The sequence below is a fragment of the Pseudoalteromonas sp. 2CM32C genome, assembly GCF_023161925.1.
In the GTDB taxonomy this organism is placed as follows: Bacteria; Pseudomonadota; Gammaproteobacteria; order Enterobacterales; family Alteromonadaceae; genus Pseudoalteromonas; species Pseudoalteromonas marina.
The window spans coordinates 334,137-346,801 of sequence record NZ_JALNTI010000003.1; the positions used below are offsets into that span (position 1 = coordinate 334,137).

Below are 12,665 nucleotides of genomic sequence, written 5' to 3' on the forward strand. Positions count from 1 at the left end.
GGGCATGTAATGTGCCCCACTGCTTAACATATTTGAACGGATTGTCAGGAGAGGGTTATGTTTGATCCAGAGATACTAGTTGCACCATTTATCTTGTTTATGATTTTTGTTGCGCCACTGTGGTTAATTTTACACTACCGTAGCAAAAAACAAGTAAGCCAAGGGTTAAGTGAGCACGAACATCGCCAGTTATTAGAACTAGCACACAAAGCTGAACGTATGGCTGATAGAGTCGAAACACTTGAAGCATTGCTAGACCAAGAGTCACCACAATGGAGACGCAAAGTATGAATGCCAAACGCGAATTATTAAGAGACCCACAACGCGGTAAAATAGCCGGAGTATGTGCGGGATTAAGTGACTACTTTAATATGGAGTTATGGTTAGTTCGCATTATATTTGTTAGTGCGGTACTGCTAGCAGGTGGCCCATTGTTTGTGGTAGCGTACATTGCAGCGTGGTTTATATTAGACAAAAAAGAGCCAACGACTGCACATGCGAGCAGCTCAACAAAAGCTGACGATCCGTTAGAGGTGAAATTTAAAGTATGGCAAAAGGGTGAGCCACCGCGCCGCGCTTTACAAGATTTAAAAGAGCGTTTAGCGCGAGTAGATACACGCCTTCAGGATATGGAACGCCATGTTACCTCAAGCGAGTTTACGGTAAGCCGTGAAATCAACAAACTTTAAAGGATTTAATAGCACTTTGTTCGGTGATTAAGCATCAATGAAGTGCTAGCCCATTATGAGTCGTACTTCATTTGCTAAAAAGACCTTTAAAAGTATTAAAGGCAATGCCCAAAAAGCCCTTCACCGTAGTTTAGATCAGCATGTAAAATTGGCTGTAACTGGGCTAAGCGGTAGCGGTAAAACTGCGTTTATTACAGCTCTAGTCAAGCAATTAACTACACAGGCTAACGATAAAAACCTCCCTTTTTTTGATGTAATGCGAGAGCAGCGCCACATAGCCACTAAAGTTGTACCGCAAGAGGCGTTAAAGGTCCCAACTTTTGACTATCCGCGAGCACTCAATGCTTTACTCCCAAGTGATGGGATGCCTACATGGCCTGCATCAACCGAGCGTATTAACACCTTGCGTTTGGCTATTAAATACCAAAGTGCCTCAGGGTTACGTGGGCATTTTTCGCCACAATCTACGTTGTATTTAGATATTATTGACTACCCTGGTGAATGGCTACTTGATTTACCTATGCTTGAGCAAAGTTATAGCCAGTGGTGCGAGCAGCAGTACCCGCTGTTATTACAGCACCCGCGTGTGAACACCTCTAGTGAATTTTTAAATGCGCTTGATCAGCTTGATTTAAACGCACCTGTAGATGAGAGCATGCTTGCGCAAATTGCAGCGCTTTATCAACATATGCTGGTGGGCCTTAAAAAAGACACCAAGCTTGCCATGTTACAACCTGGGCGAATGCTTATGCCTGGCGACTTACAAGGCGCACCGCTATTGTTGTTTTTCCCTGTTAATTTTAAGCAGGTTAATAGCGATGATATTATTGCGGGGTCTAATTTAGAGCATCTCATTAAGCGCTTTAATGCCTATGTAAAAGAAGTGGTTAAGCCTTTTTATAACGAGCACTTTAAACATTTTGACCGCCAAATTGTGTTAGTTGATGTATTAAGTGCTTTAAACGAAGGCCACGAAACACTCCAAGAGCAAAGTAGCGTAATCAACCAATTACTCGCTCACTTTAATTACGGCGAGTCGGGATTTTTTAAGCGCTTATTTAAACCCAACATAGATAAAATACTCTTTGCTGCCAATAAGTCAGATCACATAAGTGCCAAGCACCACAAAGACTTAGCACTTCTACTTGATTCGCTAGTGCATGAGCAAACTAACTATTTAAAATTTGATGGCGTACAAATAGAAACCATGGCTATGTCGTCAATTACTGCAACGCAGCCGCGCCAAGTTACCGATAAAGGCCAAACGCTAGAGTGTATTTACGGCAAGCCACTTAACGAGCAAGATTGGCTAACCTACTTACCCCCACAACCACCTAACCGCATGCTTAATAAAAATGAGTGGCCAGCGCAGGGTTTTGAGTTTTTGTCGTTTGCGCCTATGCCAGCCCCCGACAAGCAACTTAAACATATTCGCCTTGATCATGTGATGCAGTATCTATTAGGAGACAAATTATCATGAGCGACACACAGCAAACTTTTCAAGCAGGTAGGCGAATTGATACCCAAGCTGATGAACAAATTGAAGCTACGCTTGCACCCGCAAAAATAGTGGCTCAAGGTCAAAGTGACTATATTGAAGAACCTGATGAAGAGTTTATTGAAGATGAAATAGACCTAGAGCCGGTATATAAAAAGTCAAAATGGCAAACGCTTAAAGGTGTGTTTACCATAAGCTTTTTAGTACTGGTGTTACTTGAATTTGCTTATTCATTAGTGTTTGCATTTCAACAGTCGGTTGTTTTAGGCGGTGTGTATTTAACCGCAGTGTTAAGTGGTGTGCTTCTTATTGGGCGCATATTATGGCGCGAATATAGAATGTTGCGCAGCCTTAAGCGCAATCAGTTACACCGCCAAGAAGCTTACAGGCTCTTAAATAGCGAGCAAGTAGGCGGCGCATTACCGTGGCTTGAAAAACTAAACAAGCACCAAAAGCTTAATAATTTTGACAGCTTTAAAAAGCAAGTTGCACAGCATCACAGTGATAAAGAAATAATGACCCTTTACGCAAATAGCTTGCTTATAACGCAAGACACGCAAGCTAAAAAGCTTATAAACCGTTTTGCAACAGAGTCAGCTTTATTAGTTGCACTGAGCCCCATTGCGCTGGTGGATATGATGGCTGTGCTTTGGCGTGGTACTAAGTTAATTGAGCAAATAGGTAAAATTTATGGCATTGGTTTTGGTTACGCAAGCCGCATTAAGCTTTACCGTATGCTTATAAAACAAGTGATGTTTGTAGGCAGTGCTGAGCTTGTCTCTGATTTAGCAGCCACTGCGCTCAGCGCAGAATTGCTTGGTAAGCTTTCTGGGCGAGCCGCACAAGGTGTGAGTGCAGGGATTTTTACAGCGCGAATTGGCTATAAAGCAATGGAGTTAAGTCGCCCATTACCTAAACTAGAACACAAGCGCAGCCTATTGAAAGGGACCGTTCAGAGCATTGCAGGTAAAATTTTAAAACGAGGAAAAACAGAGCCCACACAATAACATGGAAATATTTGTGTACAGGTAAATGGGTAAACTTTGCACAAATAGCCATCTGAGCATCCGGCATGCTTGTGATTTAAACTGTGGTACGTTTTTATCTATGTCACTAACAACACATAATAAAAATGAGCACAAAGATAATGACCAAGCATCATCTTCATACACAATGTATCCATGGCCCGCAAAAAGCAAACGACCCACATGGCGCACTTACGTCGCCTTTGTATCAAACCTCAACCTTTCATTTTGAAAATGCAGCACAAGGCGCCGCACGTTTTGCAGGCGAAGAACCCGGTTATATTTATACCCGCCTAGGCAATCCAACCACCACCGAACTTGAACAAAAGATAGCACTGCTAGAGGGCTGCGAAGCCGCTGCGGCAACGGCTACAGGCATGGGCGCTGTATCGGCATCGGTATTGAGCTTTTTATCACAGGGCGACCATCTTGTAGCATCAAGTGCATTATATGGTTGTACGTTCGCGTTTTTTGCACACATGTTACCGCGTTGGGGAATTGAAGTTACGTTTGTTGATATGACCAATGAGGACGAGCTTCGGGCTGCCATTAAACCTAATTCCAAAATGATATTTGTAGAAACACCAATAAACCCAACAATGGCTGTGATTGATTTAGCACTTATTGGCGCTATTGCTAAACAGCAAAACTTAATTAGCGTGGTAGACAACACCTTTTTAACGCCATTGCTGCAATCACCAAAAAAATATGGCATTGATATCATTATGCACAGTGCAACCAAATACATAAATGGCCATGGCGATGTGGTGGCAGGACTTGTGTGTGGATCGCTTGAGCATATTACCTTGATAAAAATGACCGTACTAAAAGACATTGGTGCAACCATAAGCCCACACGACGCATGGCTTATAAATCGCGGATTAAAAACTTTAGCCATACGCATGGAGCGTCACTGTCAAAGTGCACAAACAGTGGCTGAATACCTAGAGGCGCATCATCAAGTTAATATTGTTTATTACCCAGGGCTTAAATCGCATCCAGGAAATAAATTTATTGGTAATCAAATGAAAGCGGCAGGTGGCGTGATTGCGTTTGAAATAAAAGGCACTTTACAACAAGGTGCGCAATTTATTGATAGCATGAAGCTTTGTACACTTGCAGTAAGCCTAGGCGATGCCGAAACACTGATTCAGCATCCTGCGTCTATGACCCATTCTCCATATTCGCCAGAAGAGAGAGCCGCCGCTGGTATCAGTGACGGGTTGATCAGGCTCTCTGTTGGGCTTGAAGATGTTAACGACATTATTAGTGATTTAGACCAGGCGTTTACTCAAATCCTTTAGCTGTATTTAATTGTTTACACATAAAGCTTCGTGTAAAGCCTTTATATGTAGGCTGTAATTTTAATGTGTCACATGTGTAATTTTAACTTTACGAATGAAGTGATCGCGCCAAGTACAGATGTTAGCTTGTCTATTAAACTTTTCTTCACTTTTACATAGTATGGGGTCACTCGATATTCAATAGGTTTGAGTATCACACTGACACCGATTTAGGGCTCACAACCCAGAAGGTACTTATGGCTAAAGCAAGTAAATACACATCCAAAACACCAGACGAAAATGGTGTTATACATTGGAGTGATGAAGAAAATAAAATTTGGTCTGAGCTTGTAGCACGCCAACTTGCGTGCATAGAGGGCAAGGCCTGCGATGAGTATATGGAAGGACTTAAAAAAATAAATCTTCCACACGACCGTATACCGCAACTAAGCGAGCTTAACGAGGTACTTCTTGCCACCACCGGTTGGCAAGTAGCGCCTGTGCCTGCACTTATCGATTTTGATGAGTTTTTTAGATTGTTAGCAAATAAACAGTTTCCGGTTGCCACGTTTATTCGAAGCCGTGAAGAGTTTGACTATCTTCAAGAGCCAGATATTTTTCATGAAATATTTGGCCACTGCGCCATGCTAACAAACCCTGATTTTGCCGAGTTCACACACAAATACGGGCAATTAGGGTACGCAGCGCAGAAAAAAGATCGTGTTTACCTTGCACGCATGTACTGGTTTACCGTTGAGTTTGGTTTAATGCAAACCGAAAACGGCCTGCGTATTTACGGTGGCGGAATTTTATCAAGCCCGGGTGAAACGCAGTATGTGTATTCAGATACACCAGAAATAACGCCTATGAGCGTAATTGATGTACTGCGTACGCCTTATCGCATTGATATTATGCAACCGCAGTACTACACCATTAATTCGATTCATGATCTGTTTGATATATCGCAAATGGATATTATGACTTTGGTTGAGCAAGCTAAAGCGCTTGGCTTGCATGACCCAAAATTTCCACCAAAAGAAAAATTAGCCAGTTAACTTTAATTTAAAAAAAACGCTAAAGTAAGGATTTAAAATGTCTTCATTAAGTGAACAAAAATGCGAAGCTTGCCACGTAGATGCACCAAAAGTGTCTGACGAAGAGCTTGCACAGCTTATTACAAAAATACCAGACTGGGTACCAGAAGTACGCGACGGCATTATGCAGCTAGAGCGTGTTTATAAATTTAAAAACTTTAAACAAGCTATCGCGTTTACTAACAAAGTAGGCGACATGGCAGAAGACGAAGGCCACCATCCAGGTTTATTAACCGAGTGGGGCAAAGTAACTGTAACGTGGTGGAGCCATTCAATTAAAGGCTTGCACAAAAACGACTTTATTTGCGCAGCTAAAACAGACGACGTATTTAACGCGCTGTAATTAAAAAATTAATTGAGCAAACCTAAAAGCACTTATTTTTATAAGTGCTTTTTTATTGGTGTTGGTAAACTATCACCCTTTATTAAAATTGTTACGACAAAAGCATATGGATAACAAAACGAATATTTACCATGTAATTATCTTCTTAGGTTGATTATTTTGTGTCCGAGAATAATATAGGCTGTAAATGAAAGGATAGTTACATGCCAAAAAAACTGCAGCTGATTAACCCTGATGGACAGGCTAACTTTGGTTTATTCCCACAGGGGATTGAGCATATTAATTACTTAGATTTTGATTTAAGAAACGCAATGGATAAGCCATGCGGTAAACTTGCAAAAAAATTTAAGTTTAACCAGTTTCAGTTTATAAGCATTACTTGCGATGAATTAGTTATTGGGCTTGCAATCGTTGATTTAAAAATTGCCAGCAACTGTTTTGTTTATGTTTACAATTTAAAAACAGAGCAGTTAGAAGAGCACAGCTTTGTAAATTTATTTTCTAAAAACACATTAATTGAGCCGCAGCCAAATTCTGGCAATAGTTATTTTAAAAAGGGTGATAACAGCGTTTACGTTAATACCACAGATAGACCCGGTGAACGAAAGGTAACAGTTAAAATAAGTACCACGCTGATCCTTGATGCAATAATTAACGAGTCAGATAATTACCTTCCTTTGAGTGTATGTGCTCGAGCTGGTTATGCTGGTTTCCATTTCACCCAAAAATCGGCCGCGCTAAATTGCAGTGGCACGCTTCTATTAAAAAATACCCGCTACGATTTTAGCCATATGAACGCATTGGCCTGTGTAGACTGGAGTGCAGGCTATATGCGTCGTGAAACATTTTGGAATTGGGCAAGCCTTGCCTGCAAATTACCTGATGGACGCTACTTGGGATTAAACCTTTCAGCAGGTGTAATTGAAACAGGATTTACTGAAAATGCTATTTGGCTTGACGGAAAGCTATACAAAATTGATATGGTTGATTTTAAGTTTAATCGTTATGGTAACGAAATTGATTGTGACAAGTGGGAACTCCACTCAAACGACGGCCTGATTAATCTTACTTTTGAACCTGTAAGCCAACGTTTTGATAAAACTAATTTACTCATTGTGGCCACGAATTTCACACAAAAAATCGGTTGTTATTTCGGTCAAATAACGCTTCCTAATGAAGTGATAACACTCAACGGGCAGTGGGGCTTAGCAGAAGATCACTATTCAAAATGGTAGATGTAGCTTTTGGGAATTAACGTATATAAACGAACGCTTTAAAAGAATGTAAGGCTCTAAATCTAAAAAGGTTCAGAGCCTTATTTTTTCATCAATAATTTATACTAAAGCCATTGATTTATATTTAATCATCAATCGAGCGAAGTAGGGCGTTGATGCCTACTTTTTCGCGTGTTTGTTGATCTACTTTTTTCACAATGATTGCAGCGTAAAGGCTGTGTGTGCCATCTTTTGATGGTAGTGCACCTGGTACAACTACTGCGCCTGCAGGTACGCGGCCGTAGTGAATTTCGCCGGTTTCACGGTCGTAAATACGAGTGCTTTGGCTGATATAAACGCCCATTGAAATAACAGCGCCTTCTTCTACTACTACACCTTCAACAATTTCAGAACGTGCGCCAATAAAACAATTGTCTTCAATGATGGTTGGGTTAGCTTGTAGTGGCTCTAAAACGCCGCCTATGCCAACGCCGCCAGATAAGTGTACGTTCTTACCAATTTGTGCACATGAGCCAACAGTGGCCCATGTATCAACCATGGTGCCCTCGTCAACGTATGCGCCAATGTTTACGTACGAGGGCATAAGTACGACGTTTTTACCTACAAAGCTGCCTTTACGTGCTACTGCGTTAGGCACTACGCGCATGCCGCCTTGTTGAAATTGCTCTGGCGTGTAGTCGCTAAATTTAAGCGGTACTTTGTCGTAAAACTGATTAACGCCGTCGTTCATTGGTTGGTTGTCGCGAATACGAAAAGATAGTAAAACTGCTTTTTTAAGCCATTGGTGCACAACCCATTCGCCTGATATTTTTTCAGCAACACGCGCGGCACCGCTATCAAGTAGCTCTAGCGCGTCAATAATAGCTTGTTTTACATCGCTAGATACAGTGCTTGGGCTAATGCTGTCGCGGTTATCCCATGCGTTTTCGATCATTGTTTTTAAATCTGACATGTGTGTCCTCTTATTCTGTTTCGGCGTTGAATTTTTTACGTAATGCCTGATGAATTTTTGCTTGTTCTTCATCAGTCAGGGCTTGGTATTCGTTATTTGATACGACAAAGAAATCCTCCGCACGTTCACCTACCGTTGTTATGCGGGCTGCATGAATATGGAGTAAATGTGCTTGGAAAACTTCGGCTATTTTGGTTAGTAGACCGGGTATATCAACCGCTTGTATTTCAATTAAGCTGCGATCTTTTCTAGCATGTGGGCGCAGCACAATTTTGGGTTTGATATTAAAGTCTTTAAAACGTTGTGAGCGACTCTTTTTAAAGCGAATTTTTTTACGCGGGTCATTAAGTGCTTGCTCAAGGCCGCGTTTAATCGATTGCGCGCGGCTACTTGCGATAGGGTCGCCGCTGACTTCAAGAATAACAAAGCTAAACAGTACATAACCGTCTTTGGTGGTCAGTACTTGTGCGTGTTGGATCTGTGCCTTTTTAGTACCAATTATGTTTACTAAACGGGCGAATAGGGCACCCGAGTAAGGACTGTAAACAAACACTTGCGTGCCGCCGTGCATAGGCGCATTCGACACAATTACACTCGGTTGACTTAAATCTGTGCTATTTACTAAATGCTCGGTTTGCCACGATATTTGCTGCTCGCTAAATGCAGTAAAGTAGTTTGCTTTAAAGCGGCTCCAAATTAAGTCAATTTTTTCTTCAAGGTACCCTAAATTAAGCAGGCGTTGTTTTGCTTGGTGCTTTTTATCACGAATTTGGTCGCGTTGGTCCATTGGGTTTTCAAGGCCCAAACGCAATGCACGTTGTGTGTGCAAATAAAGTTCGCGCAATAAGGTGTTTTTCCAATCGTTCCATAGGTTGTCGTTAGTGGCACGAATATCTGCCACAGTTAAACAATAAAGGTAATCGAGTTGGCGCTCTGTTTTTACACGTGTTGCAAAGTCTTTGATTACTGTAGGGTCGTTTATGTCTTTTCTTTGTGCAGTTACCGACATAAGTAAGTGATTACCAACAAGCCATGCTATAAGCTTGCCATCGGATGATGAGAACCCATGTAACTTAGCAAATGCAATAGCATCGACCGACCCTAGCTCCGAGTGATCGCCACCACGGCCTTTCGCAATATCATGAAAAATACCGGCTAAATATAAAAGCTCGGGTTTATCCATTCGAGTGACTATTTCACTACAAATTGGAAACTCACTCACGCCCGTTTTATCAAAGTATTGGTAAATATTATTGATTAATTTGTGGGTGTGCTCGTCTACCGTGTAGGCATGAAATAAATCAAACTGCATTTGCCCAAAAATATTACGCCATTGCGGTAAATATGCTGCCAGCATGCCGTGCTTATGCATTAATGTGAATGCGCGGCCCATACCGTTAGGGTGTTTTACCAAACGTAAGAAGGCCTCACGACAGGCCGCGTAATCTTGCAGGTCACCCAACAAACGACGGCGTACTTGGCGAATAGTGCGTATAGTGCTTGGGTAAATATGGGTAATTTCTGGATTTTCAGCAATGTGCTCAAACAGAACAAAAAGTTGATCGCGCCTAAAAAATACAGATGGGTCTTTAACACGAATTTGATGGCCAACACGCTCAAAATTTCTGTCGAGTACTTCAACAACGGCTTCGCTGCTTAGTGGCGAAATACTTTGCTCAAAATACGAAAGCAACATTTGATTAAGTTCGCGTACACGGCTCATTATACGAAATAAGCGCTTCATCATACGTTCAACCGAGGCTTTACCATCGCTACCAAAGCCAAGTATTTCTGCAGCAAGGGGTTGGTGATCAAATAGTAAACGGTTTTCTGATCGTCCAGCGGCTAAGTGCAGGGCAAAGCGAATGTTCCATAGGTTTTCTAAACACTCTGAAAGCTCTTGAAACTCTTCATGGGTTAAGTAGCCATGGTTTATGAGCTCTTGGAGGGTTTCGGCTCTAAAATGCTTTTTGGCTACCCAAATAATAGTTTGTAAATCGCGAAGACCACCTGGGTTTTCTTTTATGTTTGGCTCTAAGTTGTACGCTGTTCCGTGACATTTACGGTGACGCAAATTTTGCTCTTGTACTTTGGCTTCAAAAAAGTCGTTAGAGCCCCATACTGGCGTTTCGAGTATAAAGTTTTTAAGCTTTTCAAACTCAATATGGTTACCAAAAATTAGTCGGCTTTCGAGTAAGCTGGTGGCAAAGGTGACGTCTTCGCGTTTTTGCTCTATTGCTTGATCAATTGTACGAACGCTGTGGCCAATCTCTAAGTTAAGATCCCACAGCATAGTGACAAATTGACCTATTTTTTCACATACCGCTTCACTTGGTTGCTCTGTTACAAGCAGTAAGAAGTCGATATCTGAATAAGGGTGAAGCTCACCACGTCCGTAACCGCCTACGGCAATCAGCGCTAAATCAGGCTCATGAGATAGATCATAAACATGAAATAATTTGATCAACAGGCGGTCGATAAACTCAGCCCGGGCATTAATTAAATTACCAACTGGTTGTTTTGAAAATTCGTTATGCAACCATTTATAAAAATAGCTGGAACAATCGCGATAGTCACTTAGTTGCTCAGCATCGCTAAGCAACTTTTTTACTTTGTTGGGTAATGCCACGTGGGCTGGCTCCTCATTGAACCTTCCACATTGATAAACGTACTATCAACTGCGTAGGTTTATTAGTGTTCGATAATCCTGTCGATAGTATCATCTGATCGTAGCGTTAAAATTTCAACACCATTTTCAGTCACTAATAACGTGTGTTCCCACTGTGCAGACAAACTGCGGTCGCGTGTTACAACCGTCCACTCATCTTTAAGCAGTTTACATTGGCGCTTGCCCGCATTAACCATTGGCTCAATAGTTAAACACATACCCGCTTTTAATGTTTCACCGGTACCGGCTTTACCGTAATGCATAACCTGTGGTTCTTCGTGAAATTCGCTACCAATACCATGGCCGCAATATTCACGTACTATTGAGTAGTTGAAGCTCTCGGCATATTTTTGAATTGCTTCGCCAATATCACCTAAACGTACACCCGGCTTTACCATTTTAATGGCAAGATATAAGCTTTCTTGTGTTACTTCAGCCAAACGCTTACCTTGAATGTTTGGTTTACCTACGTGAAACATTTTAGATGTATCGCCGTGGTAGCCATCTTTGATAACAGTGATGTCGATATTTACGCTGTCACCTTCTTTTAACGGTTTGTCGTTAGGAATACCATGACAAATTACATGGTTAACAGAGGTGCAAATTGATTTTGGAAAACCATGATAGTTTAAAGGAGCAGGGACTGCTTTTTGCTCGTTAACAATATAATCATGACAAATAGTATTTAGCTCATCAGTGGTGATCCCCGGCACGACATGTGGGCCGATCATTTCAAGTACGTCTGCTGCTAAACGCCCAGCTACACGCATTTTCTCTATTTCTTCAGGGGTCTTGATAATAGCGCTCATTGAGGCTCCAAAGTTGCGTTTCTAACATTTTATCGCTGCATAATTTTTGCACGCGATGTTGAGTATTTAATTTTAATATGGTATAAAGCGCGCCGTCTTTTTACAAATAAATTCTTAAATGATTTTTTGTATTTAAGGCAAACACAATTTGATTTTAACACACACACGTATCGTCACATACACTTGGGTGCATTAGAAGTTTAAATACTTCGGTGTTGGTGCTATGGGATATGTGGAGGCCTAACCCTAAACAACTATAGAGGATCTATAAAATGGCAAACGTTTCAATGCGCGACATGCTTCAAGCTGGTGTTCACTTTGGTCACCAAGCACGTTACTGGAACCCTAAGATGAAGCCTTTCATCTTCGGCACTCGTAACCGTGTACATATCATCAACCTTGAGCAAACTGTACCAATGTTCAACAACGCACTTAAGTTTTTAAGTGGCGCTGCTGCAAACAAAGGTAAAGTTCTTTTCGTTGGTACTAAGCGCGCAGCAAGCGACGCAGTTAAAGAAGCTGCTATCGCAAGCGATCAGTTTTACGTTAACCACCGCTGGTTAGGTGGCATGTTGACTAACTGGAAAACAGTACGTCAATCAATCAAGCGTCTTAAAGACCTTGAAATCCAAAGCCAAGACGGTACTTTCGAGAAATTAACTAAGAAAGAAACGTTAATGCTTAACCGCGAAATGGAAAAGCTTGAAAAGAGCCTTGGTGGTATCAAAAACATGGGCGGTCTTCCTGACGCGATCTTTGTTATCGATGCTGACCACGAGCACATTGCTATCCGTGAAGCTAACAACCTAGGTATTCCAGTTGTTGCAATCGTAGATACTAACTCTAATCCAGACGGCGTTGATTTCATCGTTCCTGGTAACGATGATGCTATCCGTGCTGTAACCCTTTACACTAGCGCTGTTGCAGCTGCTATCACTGAAGGTCGCGAGAATAACATCGTTGCTCAAGCTGAGAATGACGATTTCGTTGAAGCTGAGTAATTAGCTGTCATCAAGTCTTCATCTTAATAGGATGAAGACTTGCTATTCTTGTAGAGCGGGTAACCCGC

General features: G+C 41.6%; 12 protein-coding genes. 9 read left to right on the top strand and 3 right to left on the bottom strand.

All coding sequences use genetic code 11. The features are described from left to right. Nucleotides 1-57: 57 nt before the first annotated feature. From pspB to MTF67_RS08555, 8 genes are all read left to right on the top strand, one after another. Nucleotides 58-291, top strand: a complete 234-nt coding sequence (gene pspB / locus MTF67_RS08520; RefSeq protein ID WP_006793647.1) for an envelope stress response membrane protein PspB — start codon at nt 58-60, stop codon at nt 289-291. Further along, on the top strand, nt 288-689 hold the full coding sequence (gene pspC / locus MTF67_RS08525; RefSeq protein ID WP_006793646.1) for an envelope stress response membrane protein PspC: 402 nt from the start codon (nt 288-290) through the stop codon (nt 687-689). The genes pspB and pspC overlap by 4 nt, the downstream gene beginning before the upstream one ends. A 55-nt stretch (nt 690-744) precedes the next feature. Continuing rightward, nucleotides 745-2,169: a YcjX family protein gene (locus tag MTF67_RS08530; RefSeq protein WP_248519268.1), complete on the top strand. Its 1,425-nt coding sequence runs from the start codon at nt 745-747 to the stop codon at nt 2,167-2,169. Further along, a complete protein-coding gene (locus tag MTF67_RS08535; RefSeq protein WP_248519269.1) occupies nt 2,166-3,194 on the top strand; it encodes a TIGR01620 family protein in 1,029 nt (342 codons plus the stop codon). The genes MTF67_RS08530 and MTF67_RS08535 overlap by 4 nt, the downstream gene beginning before the upstream one ends. Nucleotides 3,195-3,334: 140 nt before the next feature. Continuing rightward, nucleotides 3,335-4,516 carry a methionine gamma-lyase gene (gene megL / locus MTF67_RS08540; RefSeq protein ID WP_248519270.1) on the top strand — a complete coding sequence of 394 codons (1,182 nt, stop codon included), beginning with the start codon at nt 3,335-3,337 and terminating at the stop codon, nt 4,514-4,516. Between the two features lie 236 nt (nt 4,517-4,752). After that, nucleotides 4,753-5,550, top strand: a complete 798-nt coding sequence (gene phhA / locus MTF67_RS08545; protein WP_248519271.1) for a phenylalanine 4-monooxygenase — start codon at nt 4,753-4,755, stop codon at nt 5,548-5,550. Between the two features lie 37 nt (nt 5,551-5,587). Further along, on the top strand, nt 5,588-5,932 hold the full coding sequence (locus tag MTF67_RS08550) for a 4a-hydroxytetrahydrobiopterin dehydratase (protein ID WP_006793641.1): 345 nt from the start codon (nt 5,588-5,590) through the stop codon (nt 5,930-5,932). A 203-nt stretch (nt 5,933-6,135) separates the two neighbouring features. After that, nucleotides 6,136-7,167 carry a DUF2804 domain-containing protein gene (locus MTF67_RS08555; protein WP_248519272.1) on the top strand — a complete coding sequence of 344 codons (1,032 nt, stop codon included), beginning with the start codon at nt 6,136-6,138 and terminating at the stop codon, nt 7,165-7,167. Between the two features lie 124 nt (nt 7,168-7,291). On the opposite strand, the gene dapD is transcribed toward MTF67_RS08555, so the two are convergent. The 3 genes from dapD to map form a co-directional block, all read right to left on the bottom strand. After that, complete coding sequence (gene dapD, locus MTF67_RS08560) at nt 7,292-8,119, bottom strand: 2,3,4,5-tetrahydropyridine-2,6-dicarboxylate N-succinyltransferase (RefSeq protein WP_010557180.1); 828 nt, start codon at nt 8,117-8,119, stop codon at nt 7,292-7,294. Nucleotides 8,120-8,129: 10 nt separating this feature from the next. Then, a complete protein-coding gene (gene glnD, locus MTF67_RS08565; RefSeq protein WP_010557179.1) occupies nt 8,130-10,748 on the bottom strand; it encodes a [protein-PII] uridylyltransferase in 2,619 nt (872 codons plus the stop codon). 62 nt (nt 10,749-10,810) lie between these two features. Next, nucleotides 10,811-11,596, bottom strand: coding sequence for a type I methionyl aminopeptidase (gene map, locus MTF67_RS08570; RefSeq protein ID WP_006793637.1), 786 nt, complete (start codon nt 11,594-11,596; stop codon nt 10,811-10,813). Between the two features lie 272 nt (nt 11,597-11,868). Here map and rpsB point away from each other — a divergent pair, with 272 nt between their 5' ends. Continuing rightward, entirely contained in the window at nt 11,869-12,597 is a 729-nt protein-coding gene (gene rpsB / locus MTF67_RS08575) for a 30S ribosomal protein S2 (protein ID WP_006793636.1), read from the top strand. Nucleotides 12,598-12,665 lie beyond the last annotated feature (68 nt).